A 20,238-nucleotide genomic window follows, 5' to 3' on the forward strand; every position below is an offset into this window, starting at 1 on the left:
CACGACGTGCGTCTGAGTCGACCTTCGACCGGTGCCGGCGCCTGCCACGGCGGCGGACGCGTCACAGCGTCGGTCGTGTCAGCCTCGGACGAGCTTGACCGTCAGCGAGTCGACCAGCACCGCGATGCGGTCGTCGGCGGCCCAGCGCTTGGCGAGGCGGGCGAGGACGGCGTCGAGCTCGGACTTCTCGAGGCCTTCGACGAGATGCAGGCGCACGACGAGCTCCGCGCCGCGCAGGCGCGCAGTCGGGTCACCGGGCTCGACGCCCAGGCCGAGCACTCCCAGCTCGCCGCCGATGCTCTCGTGCAGCCCGGCGTACACCTCGGGCGACACGAAGCTCGGCTCCCACGGCTGCCCCTGGGCGATCGCCCAGACGGCAGGACGGCGCACGACGAACTCGGTCGGCGACGCCGGGTCGATCACGATGAGGTCGGTGTCGTCAGCGGATGCCGCGAGCGCGGCGCGCGCGCCGTCGACCGGGATCGGACGAGCCGTCGGATCCCATCGGCTCATCGCCTCGACAGACGAGAACACCGGAAGCACCCGGCGTCCGTCGGGAGCCGCGACCGTGACGATCGACAGCTCCTGGGTCTTGTCGACGACGAGGCCGGTCGGGCCGACGCCCTCATCACCCCGCTCCGCGAGGAGCGGGATCAGCACGCGCGCAGAGCGGTAGGCATCCACGACGGCGACCTGGTCGCCCGATCCGGCGACGAACGCGGTGAGCGCCGCGAGCAGCGCCGGGTCGGCAGAGCCGTCGTCGCCCGAGTGCGGATTGGACTGGAAGCTGCGCCCTTCCCACGGGACGCCGGCCGAATCGGCCGGCGTCCCGTGGGCGTCGCCGCACGCGCCGTGGTCGTCAGTGTCCGGCGACATCCAGCGCCTCGGCGAGCGTGAACGCACCGGCGTACAGCGCCTTGCCCACGATCGCCCCTTCGACGCCGAGCGGCACGAGGTCGCGGAGCGCAGCGATGTCGTCGAGGCTCGATACGCCGCCCGAAGCGACGATCGGCTTCGGGGTGCGCGAGGTCATCTCGCGGAGGAGGTCCACATTCGGGCCCTGGAGGGTGCCGTCCTTGGTGACGTCGGTGACGACGTAGCGGCTGCAGCCCGCCGACTCGAGCCGGTCGAGCACCGTCCACAGGTCGCCGCCCTCGCGAGTCCAGCCGCGCGCGGCGAGCGTCGTGCCGCGCACGTCGAGACCGACAGCGATCACGTCGCCGTACCGGCCGATCACGTCGGCAGCCCACTCGGGGTTCTCGAGTGCGGCGGTGCCGAGGTTGATGCGCGCAGCACCGCTCTCGAGCGCCGCCTCGAGGGTGCGGTCGTCGCGGATGCCGCCCGACAGCTCGACCTGAACGCCCTTGACCTGCTTGATCACCTTGCGGAGGATGCCGGCGTTGCTGCCACGGCCGAAGGCCGCATCGAGGTCGACGAGGTGGATCCACTGCGCGCCCTGGCGTGCGAAGTCGAGGGCCGCGTCGACGGGATCGCCGTAGCTGGTCTCGGTTCCCGCCTCACCCTGGGTGAGACGCACCGCCTTGCCGTCGGCGACGTCGACGGCGGGCAGCAGGATCAGTTCGGGCGTTGACGCGAAATCGTTCATGGCTCCTCGTGCGGGCAGATCACGAGGACGATCGCCCCGTGGGATGGCACGAGTTCAGAGGGTAGCCGTGCCGAGCCCGTCGAGCCAATTCGTGAGAAGCCGTATTCCGGCGTCGCCCGACTTCTCGGGGTGGAACTGGGTCGCCGTGAGCGGACCGTTCTCGACCGCGGCGAGGAAGGGCTCGCCGTAGGTGCACCAGGTGAGCACCGGCTCGGCGAAGGGCCGCTGGGCCTCCATCGGCCACGACTGGGCGCCGTAGGAGTGGACGAAGTAGAACCGCTCATCCTCGACGCCGCGGAACAGGCGCGTGCCCTCGCCGGCGTCGACGGTGTTCCAGCCCATGTGAGGCAGCACCGGCGCATCGAGCTCGGTGACGACGCCCGGCCACTCCCCGAGTCCTTCGGTGTCGACGCCGCGTTCCACGCCGCGCTCGAAGAGCACCTGCATGCCGACGCAGATGCCGAGCACCGGCCGGCCGCCGGCGAGGCGACGGCCGATCAGCTCGTCACCGCGACTCGCTTTGAGCGCCTCTGCCACGGCACGGAACGCCCCGACGCCGGGGACGAGCAGTCCGTCGGCATCCATCACGAGTCCGCGATCCGCTGTGAGCCGGGCATCGGCGCCTGCGGCGATCAGCGCCTTCACGGCCGAGTGCACGTTGCCGGAGCCGTAGTCGAGCACGGCGACGAGCGGCTTCGAGCCGCCCGCGGTCATAGCGCGCCCTTGGTGCTCGGGATCCCCTCGACGAGCGGGTCGAGAGCCTTCGCCTGACGGAAGGCTCGCGCGAACGCCTTGTACTCGGCCTCCGCGATGTGGTGCGGATCGCGCCCCGACAGCACGCGCACGTGCACCGTGAGCGCCGCGTTGAACGAGATCGCCTCGAAGGTGTGGCGCACGAGCGACCCGGTGAAGTGGCCGCCGATGAGGTGGTGCTCGAACCCGGCCGGCTCGCCCTCATGCACGAGGTAAGGCCGCCCGCTGATGTCGACGACGGCCTGCGCGAGCGCTTCGTCGAGCGGCACCAGCGCGTCGCCGTACCGCGAGATGCCGGCCTTGTCGCCGAGGGCCTCGCGGATCGCCTGGCCGAGCACGATCGAGATGTCCTCGACGGTGTGGTGCGCATCGATGTCGGTGTCACCTGACGCGCGCACCGTGAGGTCGGTGAGCGAGTGCTTGGCGAACGCGGTGAGCATGTGGTCGAAGAAGGGCACCGTGCTGTCGATGCGACTGCGCCCGGTGCCGTCGAGGTCGAGCTCGAGCTCGACGGTGGACTCGCTCGTCGCGCGCCGGAGCGACGCGGTGCGGGGTGCGGCGGTCATGCCTGCGAGTCTATCGACGCGAGTGCCTCGAGGAACGCCGTCGACTCCGCCTCGGTGCCGGCCGTCACACGCAGGTGGTGCGGGATGCCGACATCGCGGATGAGCACTCCTCGGTCGTACAACGCGCGCCAGGTCGCCGCGGGATCGTCGACGTCGCCGAAGAGCACGAAGTTGGTCCAGGAGTCGTGCGGCGTGTACCCCAGCGCTTCGAGCGTCGCCGAGATGCGGTCACGCTGCTGCACGATGTCGTCGACCATGCGCAGCATCGTCGGAGCGTGCCGCAGCGCCGCAGAGGCCGCCGCCTGCGTGAGTGCGCTCAGGTGGTAGGGCAGGCGCACGAGGCGGAGTGCGTCGATCACGGCAGGGTCGGCGGCGAGGTAGCCCACGCGCGCCCCCGCGAACGCGAACGCCTTGCTCATGGTGCGCGACACGACAAGCCGCTCGCGCCCCGCAAGCAGGGTGAGCGCCGAGCGCTCCTCACGGGGCGCGAACTCGAAGTACGCCTCGTCGACGACCACGACACCGTCGGTTGCGTCGTACACGGCCTCGATCACGTCGAGGCCGAGCGGGGTGCCGGTCGGATTGTTCGGCGCGCAGAGGAACACCACATCGGGCGCCGCGTCGGCGACCTGCTCGGCAGCGCTCTGCGCCGACACCGTGTAGTCGGCGGCCCGGTGACCGGCGATCCAGTCCGCCCCGGTGGCGCGCGCCAGCAGCGGATACATCGAGTACGTCGGCGCGAAGCCGAAGGCCGTGCGTCCGGGGCCGGCGAAAGCCTGCAGCACGTGCTGGAGCACCTCGTTCGAGCCGTTCGCGGCCCACACCTGCTCACGGGTCAGCCCGTGGCCCAGATAGTCGGCGAACCCCTCGCGGAGTTCGGTGAACTCGCGGTCGGGGTACCGGTTCACCTCACGGAGGGCCCGCGCGATCGAGTCGACGATGTCGTCGGCCACCTCCTGCGGAACGGGGTGGGTGTTCTCGTTGACGTTGAGGGCGATCGGGAGCGGCACCTGCGGCGCGCCGTACGGCGTCATACCGCGCAGATCGTCACGAATCGGCAGGTCTTCCAGGCGGGCGGTCACCTCACCCATCGTAGAGCGAGCGGTCGCATGCGGCTCGTCGCCGAGGACGCCGTGCAGACGTCACTTCTCGGCGCTGGGCGCGTACTCGAGCGGGAGGGCGACCTGGTCGCCGACGAGAAGAGTCGCCCCGTCAAGGGCGTTCAGACGCACGATCGCGTCGACGACATCGCGGGGGTCGGCCTGAGGCGCGACCTCTTCGGCGATCGACCAGAGCGTGTCGCCCACGCCGACGGTCACCGTGGTGAACGTGCCCGCGACGGCTCCCGCGTCGCGGGTGGCGATCGCGGCGCCGCCGCTGATCACCGCGGCGCTGAGGGCGATGACCGCCGGCAGCGCGGCGAGGAGTGCGAGCACGCGGCGTCCGCGCAGCGTGAGGCGCAGCCGCGTGCGCGGGCTGCGCAGGGTCGGCGCCGTGGTGCGGAACGTGGGTGCGGTGACGGCGATCGCGGTCATGGCTCCTCCTCTGGTGGTGAGAGGTTCGCATCGGCCGCTCGGCCGGGAGTGGCCGATGCGAACTTCTCTTCCGAATGTATCTTCGAGTCTGTAGGGTGTCAAGCATCGAAACCGAGGTCGGTTGATCGAACACGACACGCGGAGCGGGTCCGCGATGCCGGCATCCGAATCGGATACGGTTTCGACACGAGAACCACACCACGGACCTCCGACATTCGAATACCGGTGCAGCCGGCCGAGGTCCGGTCCATCCGACAGGAGCGGCACATGAGCGACACCGGCGGGCGTGAGAAGCCGCAGACGCGGCGGCGCAAGAGCCTCAGCGACAAGCAGCTGGCGATCCTCGAGGTCATCCAGCGCTCGATCGCGCGGCACGGCTACCCGCCGAGCATGCGCGAGATCGGCGACGCAGTGGGCCTCAAGTCGCTCTCGAGCGTCACCCATCAGCTCAACCAGCTCGAGCTGAGCGGCTACCTGCGGCGCGACGCCGGCAAGACCCGTGCGATGGAGGTGCTCATCGACCTCCCGGGCGCCTCGGTCGAGAATCCGGCCGACACCGCCCCCGCCGTCGGCGACGCCGCGCTGGTGCCCCTCGTCGGCCGCATCGCCGCCGGCGTGCCCATCACGGCCGACCAGCACGTCGAAGAGGTGTTCCCCCTCCCCCGTCAGCTCGTCGGCAAGGGCGACCTGTTCATGCTCAAGGTGTCGGGCGAGTCGATGATCGACGCCGCGATCTGCGACGGCGACTGGGTCGTGGTCCGCTCGCAGCCCACCGCGGAGAACGGCGACATCGTCGCCGCCATGCTCGACGGCGAAGCCACCGTCAAGACGTTCCGCCAGCGCGACGGCCACACCTGGCTGCTCCCCCGCAACTCGGCTTTCGAGCCGATCCTGGGCGACGATGCGACCGTTCTCGGCAAGGTCGTCGCGATCCTGCGCGCCGTCTGACCGCGGGGCCGGTGCACGGAGCGCCCGATGTGCGCCACAATGGCGCCATGACGGATGCCGCCGCCCCTACGCAGCCCCTCGCCGACAATGCCGCCCTCGCGGCCCGCATCCGCGAACTCGAGGCTGAGAACGCCCGACTCACCGCGGGCGAGGCGTCTCCCACGGCGCCCCAGCGCGCCAAGGCCGCCGGCAGCCGCTGGCGGGCGTTCCTCTCCGCGCTGTGCATCGTCATCGCGACGATCCTCGTGCCCGTGTCGATCGTCACGGCGTGGGCCCGGCTCGAACTCGTCGACGAGACGCGCTTCGTCGAGACGTTCGCGCCCCTCGCCGACGACCCGCACGTGCAGGCGCTCGTCGCCGATCAGGTGACGACCGCGATCGACGAGTCGATCGACCTCGAGGGCGTCACCGACGACCTGTTCGACGGGCTGCAGGGGCTCGACCTCCCGCCGCGCGCCCTCGACGCGCTCGAGCTGCTCCGCGCGCCCGCGGCACAGGGACTGCAGGGGCTCGTCGACACGACTGTGACCAGGCTCGTCGAGTCCGACGCCTTCGCCGATGTGTGGGAGACGACGCTGCGTGCCAGCCACCGCGCCCTCGAGGCCGTGGCCGCCGGCGGAACGGCGAACGGGGCCGTCGTCATCGGCGACGGCGGCGAACTCGGCATCCAGCTCGCCCCCATCATCGAAGAGGTCAAGGAGCGGCTCATCGACCGCGGCATCGGCTTCGCTTCATCGATCCCGGTCATCGAGAAGACCATCGTCGTCGCGCAGAGCGACGCGCTCGCCATCGTCGGCACCGTCTACAACCTCGCCGTCGCCGCCGGCTGGTGGATGCCCGTCATCGCCCTGGTGCTCTTCCTCGCGGGCATCCTCATCGCGCGTCGCCGGTCGACGGCGCTCCTGGGCACCGGCGTGGGCATCACGGTCGGGGCGGGCGTGCTGTCGATCGCCCTGGCGATCGCGGGATCGGTGCTCGCTCTCAGCGCCCCGAACCTCGGCGTCTCGTCGGCCGCCCTCGCCTCGATCTACCAGCAGGTCACGGGCGACATGCGCGACACGGCGACCGTCTTCATCGTGCTCGGCCTGCTGCTCATCGTCATCGGCTGGCTCTCCGGCCGCTGGCGCGGCGCTCGCGCCACGCGCGACGGGGTCGCGTCTGTCAACTCGGGCCTGCGCGGCTCGGTACGCGGCCACGGCCTCGACACCGGCGGCTTCGGCGCGTGGATGTATGCGCAGCGCGTGCTCGTGCGCGTCGTGCTCGCCGTGCTCGCGGTGCTCTGGCTGATCCTGCTGCGGCCGCTGTCGCTCGCCGACGTGTTCCTCGTCGTGATCGTGTGGCTGGTCGTCTGGTGGCTGACGGAGCTCGTGCAGGTGCGCCCCGACGAGGCCGTGACGATCGTCGAGGACGCCGACGTCGCCGCCGCGGAGCCCGTAGACGCGACGGTCATCGTCACGACGCCGGGCGACGACACGGCGGGCGACACGCTGCCGCTGCCCGATGACCTTCTCGAGCCGACCGCGGCCCAGCACGCGGCTGCGGCTCCCGCTGACACGGAGTCCGGCGCCGCAGAGACGGCGGATGCCGAGGCCCCTGAGTCCCCGGCATCCGGTACAGCGAAGGGGCGCGCCCCGAAGGGCGGCGCGACGGGCTAGGCGCAGGTCGTCTCGCGCTCCGCGCGCGCGGCTGCGACGAGGGTGCTCGGCGACGGGACGATCGCGCCACAGCCGCGGGTCCTTCAGCCCGCCGTGCCGCGCGGGAAGGGAACGGCGGTGAGGGTCACCCTGTGCGCTCCTGTTCGAGGCTGAGGATGCCCGCCTCGCGGAGCACCGCGAGGACCGTGTCGTGGTTGTTGAAGGCGTAGAGGTGCACCCCGGGGGCGCCGCCGTCGACGACGGCTCGGGCGAGCGCCGCCGCGTGCGCGATGCCGATCTCGCGCTGACCGTGCGCGGTCGGCTCCACCTCGAGGGCGATCGCGAGATCGCTGGGCAGCTTCTCGCCGCTGAGTTCGAGGGTGCGGCGCAGCCGCGCAGGCGAGGTGATCGGCATGATGCCGGGGAGGATCGGGATGGTCACCCCGGCCGCACGGCACTTCGCGACGAAGCTCAGGTAGTCGTCGGCGTGGAAGAACAGCTGGGTGATCGCGAGCGTCGCCCCGGCCGCCTGCTTGGCGAGCAGCGCGTCGATGTGATCGCGCGGATGCCGCGACCGCGGGTGGCCGTTCGGGAACGCCGCGACGGCGATGTCGGCCTTGCGTCGGCCTTCCACCCGCGCGGCGCCGGGGACGCCCGGGATGTCGCGCTCGATGTACGGCGACCGCTCGGCCTGCACGCGGTCGATCAGCTGGGCGAGCTGCGCGGCGCTCTCGAGGTCGCCGAGGAAGACCTCGTCTTCGCTGACGCCTTCCGGCGGGTCGCCGCGCAGCGCGAGGAAGCTCGTGATGCCGGCGTCGAGGAACTCGCGGATGAGCGCGTTCGCCTGGGCGTAGGTGCTGCCGACGCAGGTGAGGTGCGCGAGCGGCACCGTACCGGTGGTGTCGAGGATGTGGCGCAGCAGCTCGAGAGAGCGGCCCCCGGTCGATCCGCCGGCCCCGTACGTCACGGAGATGAAGCGCGGACCCGACGCCGCCAGGTGGCGGATGGTCTCGTGCAGCGCGGGGATCCGCTCGGCGGTGCGCGGCGGGTACACCTCGAACGAGAACGGCACCGGTGGTGCGCTGAGGTCGATCGGCATGTCGTGCTCCGGGTCAGGGCGGGTCCGAGCCGGACGGCCGCGGACTGTCCGCCGCGCCGATCGGCGGGGGCGGAAGAATCGCGGGCGGGTGTCGGGCTCGGCTGCCGCTCCTGCCCGGACCGCGGATGACTCTCACGATCGGGCGACGATGCCTCCACGGTAGCGGAGCCTGCTGGGCGCGGGACACGTGTGACGGTGTGTTTCGCGGTCGGCGTCGCCGCCTCGCGCCACGCGTATCGCCGGCAGCCGGGGTCAGCCCCGCGAGTCCGGCGTTCCGGCGGATGCCGCGGACCGTCGCCGACGCGTAGCGTGGAAGCATGTCCCGGGCACTTCCCTATGGTTCCTGGCCGTCGCCGCTGTCCGCAGCCGCCGTCGCCGCCGCCGCTCCGCGCATCGAAGGCGCCCGCTTCGTCGGCGACGAGATCTGGTGGGGCGAGACCGTGCCCGGCGAGGGCGGCCGCACAGCTGTGCGGCGACGACGCTCCGACGGCTCGGTCGCCGATGTGCTCCCCGACCCGTGGAATGCCCGCTCGCGCGTGCACGAGTACGGGGGCGGCGCGTGGACGGCCACCGACGACGGCGTGCTCCTGTTCGTCGAGAAGGCGGATCAGCGCGTGTGGGCGCTGCGCCCAGGAGAGGAGCCGCGCGCACTGACCCCCGCCGATGGGATGTCGCGGTTCGGCGGGCTGGTCTTCGCGGAGGGGCTGCTCGTCGCCGTCCGCGAGCGGCACGACGGCTCGCCGGTTCCCCCGCGCGACATCGTGACGATCGCGCTGGACGGCTCGCTCGTGGTGACAGACCTCGTGGGTGATTCCGACTTCCTCGCCCAGCCCGCCCTCTCGCCGGGCGCGACGCACCTCGCGTGGGTCGCCTGGAACCACCCCGCGATGCCGTGGGATCGCGCCGAGGTGCGAGTGGGGCGCCTCGCCGAGAACACGGTCGCGGAATGGACCACCGTGGCCGGGGGCACCACCGCAGGACTCCAGCCGGAGTGGCTCGGGCCCGACGATCTCGCCTATCTCGACGACCCGACGGGGCGCTGGAACCTGCGGCGCGTGCACCTGTCGGCGTCGCTGGATCACTCCCCCGTCGTCGAGGCCGACGCCGACACCGGCGGCCCGCTGTGGTCTCTGGGCGTGAGATGGTACGCCCCGCTCGACGACGGTCGCTTCGTCGCCGTGCAGACGAACGGCGCCGACCGCATCGTCGTCATCGACCCGAGTGCGGGAACCGAGCGCGACCTCGCACTGCCGATCACGGCGGGAGCTGCCATCGAGAGCGTCCGCGGAACCCGGGTGCTCATCTCGGGCGCCGGGAGCACCGTGCCTGCGGGGCTCTGGGAGGTCGACGTCGACGCGCCGGATCGCGCGGCCGTCGTGCGCGGCGGCGAGACGCAGTGGGACGAGGGATGGATGCCGCGCCCCCGCGCCGTGTCGGTCGACGGCCCGAACGGTCCGGTGCACGCCTTCGTCTACCCGCCCACCAATCCTGACGTCGCGGCGCCGGGCGACGAGCAGCCGCCCTACCTCGTGCTCGTCCACGGCGGGCCGACGTCGCACGTGGCGGGTGCCGTCTCCCCCAAGATCGCCTACTTCACCAGCCGCGGGATCGGGGTGCTCGATGTGAACTACGGCGGGTCGAGCGGCTACGGGCGCGCGTACCGGGAGCGCCTGCTCGGCACCTGGGGCGTCGTCGACGTCGAAGACACCGTCGCCGCCGCCTCCGGCCTCGCGGCCGCGGGCATCGCCGACCCGGCGCGTCTCGCGATCGCCGGCGGATCGGCCGGCGGCTGGACGGTGCTGTGCACCCTCGCTGCATCCGATCTGTTCGCAGCAGGCATCTCACGCTACGGCGTCGCCGATCTGCGCCGCCTCGCAGCCGACACCCACGACTTCGAGGCGCGCTATCTCGACGGCCTCGTCGGGCCGCTGCCCGCGGCCGAGGACGTCTACATCGCGCGGTCCCCGCTCTCGCACCTCGATCGGATGACGACCCCGATGCTCATCGAGCAGGGTCTCGAAGACGAGGTGGTCCCGCCCTCGCAGTCCGAGGCCGTGCGAGACGCCCTCCGCAGCAACGGGGTGGCCCACGCGTACCTCGCGTTCGAGGGCGAGGGTCACGGCTTCCGGCGCGCCGAGACGGTCACCCGGCAGCTGGAGGCGGAGGTCGCCTTCCTCGGCCGCGTGCTCGGCTTCGAGCCCGACGGGCTCGCGCCGATCGCGCTCGACTGATCCGCGTCAGACCGCGAACGGGGCCAGGCGCGCCGCCAGCAGCTCGCCGACGCGCGCGTGGATGACCGTCCCGGCCTCCTCGTGCGTCTGCGAGAGCAGCATGCCGTGCTCGTGCACCGCCGAGACCAGATCACCACGGTCGTACGGCACGACGGCGCGGATCTCGACCGCCGGCACGGGGAGCGTCTCCTCGACGAGCTCACGCAGCTCGTCGATGCCCTCGCCGGTGCGCGACGATGCGAACACCGCCTTCGGCTCGAGTCCGCGCAGCAGCAGCCGCGTGTCGTCGTCGATGAGGTCGGCCTTGTTGAACACCACGATCTCGGGGATGTCGCGGGCGCCCACGTCGCCGATCACGTCGCGCACCGTGGCGAGCTGCGCCGCCGGATCGGGGTGCGAGCCGTCGACCACGTGCACGATCACGTCGGCCTGGCCGACCTCTTCGAGCGTCGAGCGGAAGGCCTCGACGAGCTGGTGCGGCAGATTGCGCACGAAGCCCACCGTGTCGGTCAGGGTGAAGATGCGGCCGTCGTCGGTCTGCGAGCGGCGCACCGTGGCATCCAGCGTCGCGAACAGCGCGTTCTCGACGAGCACTCCGGCGCTCGTGAGCCGGTTCAGCAGGCTCGACTTGCCGGCGTTCGTGTAACCGGCGATCGCCACCGACGGGATCGTGTTGCGCTTGCGCTCGGCCCGCTTCGCGTCACGCGCGGGCGCGAAGTCGCGGATCTGCTTGCGCAGCAGGGCCATCTTGGTGCGGATGCGGCGACGGTCGAGCTCGATCTTCGTCTCACCGGGACCGCGCGATCCCATTCCGGCTCCGCCGGCGCCGACCTGGCCACCGGCCTGTCGGCTCATCGAGTCACCCCAGCCGCGCAGGCGCGGGAGCAGGTATTCGAGCTGGGCGAGTTCGACCTGCGCCTTGCCCTCGCGGCTCTTCGCGTGCTGGCTGAAGATGTCGAGGATCACGGTGGTGCGATCGATGACCTTGACCTTGACCACGTCTTCGAGCGCGCGGCGCTGGCTCGGTGCGAGCTCCGTGTCGGCGATGACGGTGTCGGCGCCGACCGCCGCGACGATGTCGCGCAGCTCGTCGGCCTTGCCGCGGCCGACGTAGGTGGCGGGGTCGGGGTTCGGCCGGCGCTGCAGCACGCCGTCGAGCACGACGGCGCCCGCCGTCTCGGCGAGCGCGGCGAGCTCGCGGAGGGAGTTCTCGGCGTCTTCGGTCGCCCCCTGCGGGTGCACACCGACGAGCACCACGTTCTCGAGGCGCAGCTGGCGGTACTCGACCTCGGTGACGTCTTCGAGCTCGGTCGACAGACCGGGCACGCGCCGCAGCGCTGCGCGCTCCTCGCGGTCCCACTGCTCGCCGTCGCTGTCCGCGCGCCCGACGGTCGCCTGATCCTGCAGCGCCTGTGCGCCGCCGAACAGGCGGACCCCCGACCGCGCCTCGGCGCGCGAGAGCACCCGGTCGACCGGGTCCACCGGCGACTCGTCGGTGCTCTGGGGGGTCGTCGTATCCGTCATGTGTTCCTTTCGCGGATGCCGTTTCCGCCGCTCATCGGCCGGTTCGCGGCATCCGTGAATTCTAGCCCGCCCCGGTGCCGGTGTGCTCCGAACATCGGAATCGCGAACGCGCTCCCGTGAACGGGACCTCCTCCGCTACGCTCGACTGCCATGGGGAACGACCACTACTTCAGCGCGTCCCCTGCGAGTGCTGAGAACCTCCGCCGCGTCACCGTGACCCTCGCCGGTCAGACACTCGAGCTCACCACCGCCGGCGGCGTCTTCAGTCCCGATCACCTCGACGTCGGCACCGCGGTGCTCCTCGCGAATTCCCCGCTCCCGCCGCAGGGCGGCAATCTGCTCGACCTCGGCTGCGGCTGGGGGCCGATCTCGCTGAGCCTGGCGCTCGAGGCGCCGCACGCCACGGTGTGGGCCGTCGACGTGAACGAGCGCGCGCTCGACCTGGTGCAGCGAAACGCCGCGCAACTCGGGCTCGAGAACGTGCGCGCGGTCACCCCCGACGAGGTGCCCGACGACGTCGTGTTCCGCAGCATCCGCTCCAATCCGCCGATCCGTGTCGGGAAGAGCGAGCTGCACGGACTTCTCGAGCGCTGGATCCCGCGGCTCGACGAGCGGTCGGACGCCTGGCTCGTGGTCTCGCGCAACCTCGGGTCGGACTCGCTGCAGCGGTGGCTCGCCACCACCTTCGACAGGGGCTACAGCGTGCACCGGGCAGCGACGGCCAAGGGCTTCCGCGTGCTCAAGGTGCGTCGCCACGGGTCGCCCCCGAGCGAGGCGATCGACCTCCCCTGAGGACGCCGGTGCGGGACCGCGGCACACGCGCGTGCGAACGCGGCCAGGTCCCGATCAGGCGAGCGTGACCTCGCCGGAGTAGACGAGCGTCGCCGGGCCGGACAGCAGCACGTGCCGCTCGCCCTGCACCTCGGGCATGCGCACGCCGAGCGTTCCGCCGGGCACGTCGACACGCCAGTGGTCGGGGGCCGCCGGACCCGCCCAATGCCGTACGGCGAGCGCCGCCGCCGCGACGCCGGTGCCGCAGCTGAGCGTCTCGCCGACGCCGCGCTCGAAGACGCGCATGCGGATGCCGCCGACGCCGTCGTGCACCAGTGGGTCGCTCGGCACCACGAACTCGATGTTGGCTCCGGCGGGCGGCAGCGGGTGCAGCTGCGGCTGCACGGCGAGGTCGAGGCCCTCGAGCTCCGCCTCGTCGGGGAGCGCCACCACCACGTGCGGGTTGCCGACGTCGATGCCGAGTCCCGGACGCGGTGCGCCGCCGCCGCGTGTGCGCACGAGCGTCTCGTCGTCTTCGACGCGCCAGGGTCCGAGGTCGACCTCGAACCCGAGGTCGCTGCGGGTGACGGTCTTGACGCCCGCGCGGGTGCCGATGGCGAGGGGTCCGCCGTCGAGCGACGCCCAGGCGACGTCGGTGAGGTAGCGCACGAAGACGCGCACGCCGTTCCCGCACATCTCGGCCTTCGAGCCGTCGGCGTTGCGGTAGTCCATGAACCACTCCGCGCCGGCTGCGGCGGCATCCGCGCCCTCGTCGATCGCGGCCGCGCGGACGACACGCAGGATGCCGTCACCGCCGATCCCGAAGCGCCGGTCGCACAGCACCGCGACCTGATCGTCGGTGAGGTCGAGCACCCCGTCGGGGTCGGGGATGATCACGAAGTCGTTCCCGGTGCCGTGGCCCTTGGTGAACGAGACGGTCTGCGGCATTGCTCCAGCCTACGGCCGCTCGGGCACCGCACGCGATTGACGTCACGGGCGCGTCCGAGCGGACGCCCGCTCGCTCAGTCCGCGATGAGCCGCTTGCCGGTGTTCCAGGTCTCGAAGGGCTCGTAGCCCAGCGCGTCGTAGAACCCGCGGGCGATGCCGTTCTCGGGCCGCACCATCAGCTGCACCTTCGGGCACCCCATGCCGAGGAGCAGCTCCTCGGCATGCTCGACCAGTCGGCGCGCGACGCCCTCGCCACGGCGGGCGGGCGAGCTGGCGAGGTAGTAGAGCCATCCGCGGTGCCCGTCGTATCCGGCCATGACCGTACCGATGATGGCGCTGCCGTCCACGGCGACGAGGAACAGCTCGGGCTGCACCGTGAGCTTGCGCCGGATGTCCTGGTACGGGTCGTTCCACGCCCGCGTGAGCCCCGCCTCCTGCCAGAGCGACACGACCGACTCGGTGTCGGCGAGGGTGAAGGCCCGGATGTCGAAAGTCATGCCCACGAGTGTGCCAGCGGTGCGGCGTCCGCCCCGGCATCGACCCAGCGCGTCATCGCGTAGCGCTTGAACCACGACACCTGTCGTCGCGCATAGCGGCGGGTCAGCGCCTGCGTCTCGGCGATCGCGTCGGCTTCGGACTGCTCGCCACGCAGCTGGGCCAGCGCCTGCGCGTACCCGATCGCGCGGCGCGCCGTCACACCGTCCTCGAGCCCCACCGCCCGCAGCCGCTCCACCTCGGTCAGCAGTCCGTCCTCCCACATGCCGAGCACGCGCTCGTCGAGCCGCGCGACGAGCTGCTCGCGCGGCATGGCCACGCCGACGATCCTCGTCGGCTCATGCCAGAGCGTCGGCTCGTCGGGCAGGGCCGCGCCGTGCGTCTTCTCTCCCTGCGCGAGCACCTCGAGTGCGCGCACGATGCGCCGCCCGTTGTGCGGATCGATGCGCTCGGCGGTCGCCGGGTCGAGCTCTCGGAGCCGGGCGAACAGCATCCCTGCGCCGTGGGCGGCGAGCTCCGCCTCCAGCTCGGCGCGCAGCGCGTCGTCGTGCGGGGGGAACCGGAAGTCGAACACCACGCTCGACACGTACAGCCCCGAGCCGCCCACGAGGATCGCGTCGGCCCCCCGGGCGTGGATGCCGGCGATCGTGGTGCGCGCCGCATCCTGGTACCAGGCGACGGCCGCCTCGTCGGTGACATCCAGGGCGTCGAAGAGATGGTGCGGGATGCCCCGGCGCTCGGCTTCGGGGAGCTTCGCCGTGCCGATGTCCATGCCGCGATACAGCTGCATCGCGTCGGCGTTGACGATCTCTGCGCCGCGACCGCTCGCGGCGAGCGCCTCGGCGAGGTCGAGCGAGAAGGCGGTCTTGCCGGTTCCTGTGGCGCCGACGACGGCCCACAGGCGCGGGGTCGTGCGCTCCGCCTCCGCCCGCTCCCCCACCGGCGGTGGCGTCACTCGCCGATGCGCAGCGTCGGGATGCCGAGGCCCACCATGCGGCGTCCGTCGGCGCCGACCGCTGTCGGCGTCGGTGCCGGGACGCCGCACGACTCGGCCTGGCTGCGGTCCCACGCGTCGCCCGAACGGGTGCGGCGGATGCGCAGCGCGGCGCCGTCGGGCGCGTCGGCGAGCAGGTGGAACGGCGCGGCGTGCGTCACCACGACCGACACCACGTCGCCGGGGCGCGGAACGGGCGAACCGGCGGGCAGTTCGAAGTGCACCAGCCGGTTGTCTTCGGCGCGGCCGGTCAGGCGATGCGTCTCGGCATCCTTTTTGCCCTCGCCCGTCGAGACGAGCACCTCGAGCTCGCGTCCGAGCTGCTTCTGGTTCTCCTCCAGCGAGATGCGCTCCTGCAGCGCCACGAGGCGCTCGTAGCGCTCCTGCACGACGGCCTTCGGCACCTGGTCGGGCATGGTGGCCGCGGGTGTGCCCTCGCGGATCGAGTACTGGAAGGTGAAGGCGCTGGCGAAGCGCGCCTTCTCGACGACGCGCATCGTGTCTTCGAAGTCCTCGTCGGTCTCGCCCGGGAACCCGACGATGATGTCGGTCGAGATCGCGGCGTCGGGCATCTTCTCGCGCACCCGGTCGAGGATGCCGAGGAACTTCTCGCTGCGGTACGAACGGCGCATCGCCTTGAGGATGCGGTCGCTGCCCGACTGCAGCGGCATGTGCAGCTGCGGCATCACGGCGGGAGTCTCGGCCATCGCGTCGATCACGTCGTCGGTGAAGGCGGCCGGGTGCGGGCTCGTGAAGCGGATGCGCTCGAGGCCCGGGATCTCGCCCGCCGCGCGCAGCAGCTTGCCGAACGCCTGGCGGTCGCCGAACTCGACGCCGTACGAGTTGACGTTCTGGCCGAGGAGGGTGACCTCCATCGCGCCGTCGTCGACGAGGAGGCGGATCTCGTTCAGGATGTCGCCCGGCCGGCGATCCTTCTCCTTGCCGCGCAGGTGCGGCACGATGCAGAACGTGCAGGTGTTGTTGCAGCCGACCGAGATCGAGACCCAGCCGCTGTGGACGCTGTCGCGCTTGGTGGGCAGGGTGGACGGGAACACCTCGAGAGCCTCGAGGATCTCGAGTTCGGCCTCGCCGTTGTGACGCGCGCGCTCGAGCAGGCTCGGCAGCGACCCCATGTTGTGCGTGCCGAAGACGACGTCGACCCACGGCGCCTTCTGCTGGACGGCATCCTTGTCCATCTGCGCCAGGCATCCGCCGACGGCGATCTGCATGCCGTCGTGCTTGTCCTTGCGCGACTTGAGGTGGCCCAGCGTGCCGTAAAGCTTGCCGGCCGCGTTGTCGCGCACCGCGCAGGTGTTGATGACGACGACGTCGGCGTCGACGCCGGCCTCGGCCCGGACATAGCCGGCGCTCTCGAGCGACCCGGACAGCCGCTCGGAGTCGTGGACGTTCATCTGGCAGCCGAAGGTGCGCACCTCGTAGGTGCGGGCCCGGCCGTCGACACCCTGCGCGGCCTCGGAGGGCGCGATGAGCGTCGGGGTGCTGGACGGGGAAGTCATGATGCCCGCCATTCTACGAGCCGGGACTGGGAGCGGGCTCGCGGACTCCCCGACGCGACGAACGCACCCCATAGACTGTCCGGACCCGGCGGGGTGCCGGGTGTCGGAGCGCGGGGGTGCAATGCGAAACCGGGATCGAGTCCGCAACACGGTCATCGTCGGAATGGTGGCGGCCATGTCACTCGTCGGATGCAGCGCGCCGCCCTGGGATACAGGCGCGACGGGCACGCCGACGCCCACGTCCACCGCGGTGCCCACGCCCGTGCCGAACGACCTGTCGAGCGGCTCCACCCAGCGCGAACTCGTCGCCGGCGCGGTGACGGCGACCGTCGACTACTGGTCGACCCTGTCGATGGACCGCTGGACCGCCACCGCTGTCAAGCCGGTGAGCATCAGCATGACCACGACGGTCACCCCCGACGACGGTCAGAAGGTCTATCTGCAGAAGGCGACCATGATCGCCGTGCCGTCGTCATCCACCGGGCCGCTCGAAGCGCTCAGCCCGCAGGTCGACGCCAGCACCGTGAGTCCGGGCTACCTCGTGCTCTCGCCGTACAGCTACTCGCAGACGTTCAACGTAGGCCCCGTGCCGGAGGACGCGGAATCGGTGACGCTGCAGTTCACCTACGACTTCCTGGTGCAGACCACGCCGACGTCGACGGAGTACGCCAAGCAGACGGCCACCGACACACTGACGATCGCCATCACGGGCTGAGCAGGGCATTGGTGACGGCGACGCCGACGCGTTCCCACCGGTCGCCGCCGGCTTCCGAGGCCAGCGACGATGCCATGCGCGCCATGTAGAGCAGCACGGTGACGTCGAATCCGCCGACCCGCGTGGGCGCCCACCCGATGCTCGCCGACGGGTGGATCGGCAGCTGGATCGCGAGTTCGATCTCGGCGACGTCGTCGAGCAGGTTTCGCAGGCGCTCCCGCACCTCGGCGCTGCGCTCCGCGATGACGAACACCACGGCGCCCTCCTCCGGCGACCCGACGGGGGCGTTCTCCGGGAGGGATGCCCGCACCATCGCCTCGAACCGGCCGAGGAGACTGCGCAGCGCGGTCGATCCCACTGTCTGACGGATCTCGGCCATGTCGTCGAGCTGCACCAGCACCACCGACGCACGTTCGCCCGTCGCCTTCGCGGTGTCGAGCCGCGCCTGCGCTGCCGCGACGAACCCGTCCCAGGCGTCGTGCGACGGCAGGGCACGGCTCGCCTGCGCGTCCGCGCGGGCGAGCCCGACGGCGGCGGCGACCGCGGCGGTCACATAGGCGAGCATCCCGAGACCGGCGAGCGGACGCAGGAGGGCGAACTGATCTGCGCCGGCCGTCGAGTCGATGACGAGGCCCGATGCAGAAGCGACGCCGAGCATGAGGAAGAGCGCCGACGCCACAGCGAGCGGCACCGCGACGGCGTCACGATGATGCCGGCTGCGCAGGATGTCGACGGCGAGGAGACCGGCGGTGAGCGATGACACCAGGAAGCCCGCACGATAGGCGATGCCGAAGCCGTCGCCGTCGCCGACGGCGACGAAGGCGACCGCGGCACCGATCGACACGACGGGACCGAGCCAGGGCAGCGCCGCCTCACCCCACCGGAAGCGGAAGCCGCTCCACAGGAGCGCGGGCGCGCCCATCAGCGCCCCGAGCGCGGCACGACGGAGGATCTCGTTCTCGGTGACGGTTCCAGCGGTCAGGCAGAACGACGCCGCCATCGCCAGCACGAACGACAGCGACCAGAACAGGGTGGCGCGGCTCGGCCGCGCGAGGAACGCCAGCCCGATGGTGAGGAGCGTCGCGAGCGTCGTCACCGCCGTCTGCGCGGCCCCGAGCCACTCCTCCGTCGAATCGAGGGTGATCATGAGATCGCCTCCCGCGTGCGTGCCTCTGCCCGAGCGCGCGGCAGCCGAACCGTCGCCGTGGTGCCTTCGCCCGGTTCGCTGTCGAACACGATCGTGCCGCCGTGCTCCGAGATGATCGTGTGGGTGATGCCGAGACCGAGGCCGGTTCCCCCGGCCGTCTCCTTCGCGTCTTCGGCACGGAAGTACGGCGTCATGATCTTCGGCAGGTCCTCGGCCGAGATCCCGATCCCCGTGTCCGACACGGTCACCGCCACGCTGTCGCCCTCGATCCCGGCCTCCACGCTCACCGTTCCACCGCCGGGCGTGTACTTCACCGCGTTGCTGACCAGGTTGTCGATCACCTGCCGGATGCGGAATTCGTCGACGACGGCGCGTATCTCGGTCTCGATCAGCAGATCGATGGTGATGTCGCGGGCACGCGCGGTCGGGCGGAACGAGGCGACCGATTCGCTGATCACGTTGCGCAGGTCGACGTCGTCGTACGTCTCCCGCCCGGAGAACGCGGGACGGGAGCCCGTGAGCATGTTGTCGGCCATCTCGAGCATCCGCTCGCTTGCCCGCAGGATCGCCTCGAACCTCTCCTGCAGGCGAGGCGTCAGCTCGTCGACCTCGAGCGCGAGCTCAGCGTGCCCGATCATGGTCGTGAGCGGATGCCGCAGCTCATGGCTCGCGATCGCCGAGAGCCGCTCCCGCTCGCGTTCGGCGTGGGTGATGACGGTGACGTCCTGCGCGATGAGGAGCATTCCCGACTCCTCGCGGTCGGCGGTGCTCAGCGCCTTCGCGCTCACCGACAGCACCCGCCACGCACCGTCGGCAGTGTAGAGCCACACGCGGGCATCCGAGAACGTCTCGCCGCGGGCGGCGCGGGAGAACGGGCGCTCGGACGGCGGCATCGGCATGCCGCGCAGCGCCGTGTACTCGATCGAGCGGGCGGGGAGACTCGTGTCGAGCGGATCCAGGCCGTACAGCTTCACGTACGCCTCGTTGACCGTGCGCGCCTGCCCGTCGCGGGAGATGCGCATCACGCCGACGTCGACGGCATTGAGGATCTCGGTGGTGCGCCGCTCCTGCGCCGATCGGCGCGCCAGCGTGCGATTGAGCCGCCCGGCCTCGCGCCTCAGCAGCCGCCGCAGGGCCCGCGTCTGGCGCATCACCGACCGTGCGGTGATGCCGGTGAACAGCAGCGAGATGCCGACGACGAACACCCTGAGGCCCGTCATGCCCTCCGGCTTGAGCGTGAAATCGAGGAAGAGGATCGCGCCGATCAAGGCGAGGATGCCGATCAGCGCGCGGTAGTCGAAGTACAGCGCCACCCACGTGACCGGGAGGATCCACAGGTAGCTCAGGCGCAGCTCGGTGTTGCTCGCGACGAAGCCGATTGCGAGGGCGTCGAGGAACGGCACGGCGAGCACGGCGGACTGGCTGCGACGCGCCCACGGGATGGCGAGCACGGCCATCGTGATCGCGACGATCGCGACAACTCCGACAGTGAAGTGCCAGATCCCGAACATCCACGGCGAGATCACCGTCGCCAACGCGGCGACCGTGACCGTCGCGGCGCCGAGCACGAGCTGCATCAGCCAGATGGATCGCGTGCGCGAATCGGGCGTCTCGAACGCCTGCAACTTCTCTCGCCCCCCGGCCGTCACCCCGCGAGTCTATCGAGGCGGCTCTGCTGCAACGGGCCCGCGCCGCGGTGCGGCGCCGATGCCGCATTGTGCAGTTCTTGCGGAAACCTTGCGGATGCGGCGATTG

The 20,238-nt window shown here is 71.5% G+C and carries 19 protein-coding genes; 5 read left to right on the forward strand and 14 right to left on the reverse strand.

Annotation, left to right across the window (positions count from 1 at the left end):
- Nucleotides 1–78: 78 nt before the first annotated feature.
- From JOD63_RS08555 to JOD63_RS08580, 6 genes are read right to left on the reverse strand one after another with little or no spacing between them, the layout of a single operon-like run.
- On the reverse strand, nt 79–876 hold the full coding sequence (locus JOD63_RS08555) for an SseB family protein (RefSeq protein WP_045276158.1): 798 nt from the start codon (nt 874–876) through the stop codon (nt 79–81).
- Nucleotides 860–1,606: a bifunctional 1-(5-phosphoribosyl)-5-((5-phosphoribosylamino)methylideneamino)imidazole-4-carboxamide isomerase/phosphoribosylanthranilate isomerase PriA gene (gene priA, locus JOD63_RS08560; RefSeq protein WP_045276157.1), complete on the reverse strand. Its 747-nt coding sequence runs from the start codon at nt 1,604–1,606 to the stop codon at nt 860–862. The genes JOD63_RS08555 and priA overlap by 17 nt, the downstream gene beginning before the upstream one ends.
- A gap of 54 nt (nt 1,607–1,660) precedes the next feature.
- Complete coding sequence (gene hisH / locus JOD63_RS08565) at nt 1,661–2,320, reverse strand: imidazole glycerol phosphate synthase subunit HisH (RefSeq protein ID WP_045276156.1); 660 nt, start codon at nt 2,318–2,320, stop codon at nt 1,661–1,663.
- Complete coding sequence (hisB, locus tag JOD63_RS08570) at nt 2,317–2,925, reverse strand: imidazoleglycerol-phosphate dehydratase HisB (protein WP_045276155.1); 609 nt, start codon at nt 2,923–2,925, stop codon at nt 2,317–2,319. Before hisB ends, hisH begins: the two co-directional genes overlap by 4 nt.
- The gene (locus JOD63_RS08575) at nt 2,922–4,016 is read right to left on the reverse strand and encodes a histidinol-phosphate transaminase (protein WP_211088079.1); all 1,095 of its coding nucleotides are present in this window, start codon (nt 4,014–4,016) and stop codon (nt 2,922–2,924) included. Before JOD63_RS08575 ends, hisB begins: the two co-directional genes overlap by 4 nt.
- A gap of 51 nt (nt 4,017–4,067) precedes the next feature.
- On the reverse strand, nt 4,068–4,460 hold the full coding sequence (locus JOD63_RS08580) for a LysM peptidoglycan-binding domain-containing protein (protein ID WP_045276153.1): 393 nt from the start codon (nt 4,458–4,460) through the stop codon (nt 4,068–4,070).
- Nucleotides 4,461–4,727: 267 nt separating this feature from the next.
- On the opposite strand from JOD63_RS08580, the gene lexA reads away from it, so the two are divergent.
- Both lexA and JOD63_RS08590 read left to right on the forward strand, forming a co-directional pair.
- Nucleotides 4,728–5,408 carry a transcriptional repressor LexA gene (lexA, locus tag JOD63_RS08585; RefSeq protein WP_045276152.1) on the forward strand — a complete coding sequence of 227 codons (681 nt, stop codon included), beginning with the start codon at nt 4,728–4,730 and terminating at the stop codon, nt 5,406–5,408.
- Nucleotides 5,409–5,455: 47 nt separating this feature from the next.
- Complete coding sequence (locus JOD63_RS08590) at nt 5,456–7,063, forward strand: hypothetical protein (RefSeq protein WP_052682530.1); 1,608 nt, start codon at nt 5,456–5,458, stop codon at nt 7,061–7,063.
- Nucleotides 7,064–7,187: 124 nt separating this feature from the next.
- Here JOD63_RS08590 and JOD63_RS08595 read toward each other — a convergent pair whose 3' ends face one another.
- Nucleotides 7,188–8,141: a methylenetetrahydrofolate reductase gene (locus JOD63_RS08595; protein WP_045276151.1), complete on the reverse strand. Its 954-nt coding sequence runs from the start codon at nt 8,139–8,141 to the stop codon at nt 7,188–7,190.
- A gap of 317 nt (nt 8,142–8,458) precedes the next feature.
- On the opposite strand from JOD63_RS08595, the gene JOD63_RS08600 reads away from it, so the two are divergent.
- A complete protein-coding gene (locus tag JOD63_RS08600; protein WP_045276150.1) occupies nt 8,459–10,372 on the forward strand; it encodes an alpha/beta hydrolase family protein in 1,914 nt (637 codons plus the stop codon).
- 6 nt (nt 10,373–10,378) lie between these two features.
- On the opposite strand, the gene hflX is transcribed toward JOD63_RS08600, so the two are convergent.
- Entirely contained in the window at nt 10,379–11,896 is a 1,518-nt protein-coding gene (gene hflX / locus JOD63_RS08605; protein ID WP_045276149.1) for a GTPase HflX, read from the reverse strand.
- A gap of 150 nt (nt 11,897–12,046) precedes the next feature.
- Between hflX and JOD63_RS08610 the strand changes: the two genes are divergently transcribed.
- Nucleotides 12,047–12,688 carry a class I SAM-dependent methyltransferase gene (locus tag JOD63_RS08610; RefSeq protein WP_045276148.1) on the forward strand — a complete coding sequence of 214 codons (642 nt, stop codon included), beginning with the start codon at nt 12,047–12,049 and terminating at the stop codon, nt 12,686–12,688.
- Between the two features lie 54 nt (nt 12,689–12,742).
- Here the strand turns inward: JOD63_RS08610 and dapF are convergent, their stop codons facing one another.
- The 4 genes from dapF to miaB form a co-directional block, all read right to left on the reverse strand.
- On the reverse strand, nt 12,743–13,615 hold the full coding sequence (dapF, locus tag JOD63_RS08615; RefSeq protein ID WP_045276147.1) for a diaminopimelate epimerase: 873 nt from the start codon (nt 13,613–13,615) through the stop codon (nt 12,743–12,745).
- Nucleotides 13,616–13,689: 74 nt separating this feature from the next.
- On the reverse strand, nt 13,690–14,112 hold the full coding sequence (locus JOD63_RS08620; RefSeq protein ID WP_045276192.1) for a GNAT family acetyltransferase: 423 nt from the start codon (nt 14,110–14,112) through the stop codon (nt 13,690–13,692).
- Nucleotides 14,109–15,065, reverse strand: a complete 957-nt coding sequence (miaA, locus tag JOD63_RS08625) for a tRNA (adenosine(37)-N6)-dimethylallyltransferase MiaA (protein ID WP_245618012.1) — start codon at nt 15,063–15,065, stop codon at nt 14,109–14,111. Before miaA ends, JOD63_RS08620 begins: the two co-directional genes overlap by 4 nt.
- Nucleotides 15,062–16,621 (reverse strand): tRNA (N6-isopentenyl adenosine(37)-C2)-methylthiotransferase MiaB, encoded by a 1,560-nt coding sequence (gene miaB, locus JOD63_RS08630; RefSeq protein ID WP_045276191.1) that lies wholly within the window; start codon nt 16,619–16,621, stop codon nt 15,062–15,064. Before miaB ends, miaA begins: the two co-directional genes overlap by 4 nt.
- A gap of 175 nt (nt 16,622–16,796) precedes the next feature.
- Between miaB and JOD63_RS08635 the strand changes: the two genes are divergently transcribed.
- Nucleotides 16,797–17,336 carry a hypothetical protein gene (locus JOD63_RS08635; protein WP_245243887.1) on the forward strand — a complete coding sequence of 180 codons (540 nt, stop codon included), beginning with the start codon at nt 16,797–16,799 and terminating at the stop codon, nt 17,334–17,336.
- Here JOD63_RS08635 and JOD63_RS08640 read toward each other — a convergent pair.
- Nucleotides 17,326–18,483 carry a nucleotidyl cyclase domain-containing protein gene (locus JOD63_RS08640; protein WP_045276144.1) on the reverse strand — a complete coding sequence of 386 codons (1,158 nt, stop codon included), beginning with the start codon at nt 18,481–18,483 and terminating at the stop codon, nt 17,326–17,328. The two genes, JOD63_RS08635 and JOD63_RS08640, sit on opposite strands and share 11 nt — an antisense overlap.
- Nucleotides 18,480–20,132 carry a sensor histidine kinase gene (locus JOD63_RS08645; protein WP_045276143.1) on the reverse strand — a complete coding sequence of 551 codons (1,653 nt, stop codon included), beginning with the start codon at nt 20,130–20,132 and terminating at the stop codon, nt 18,480–18,482. The genes JOD63_RS08640 and JOD63_RS08645 overlap by 4 nt, the downstream gene beginning before the upstream one ends.
- Nucleotides 20,133–20,238: the final 106 nt, after the last annotated feature.

The organism is Microbacterium terrae, from assembly GCF_017831975.1.
In the GTDB taxonomy this organism is placed as follows: Bacteria; Actinomycetota; Actinomycetes; order Actinomycetales; family Microbacteriaceae; genus Microbacterium; species Microbacterium terrae.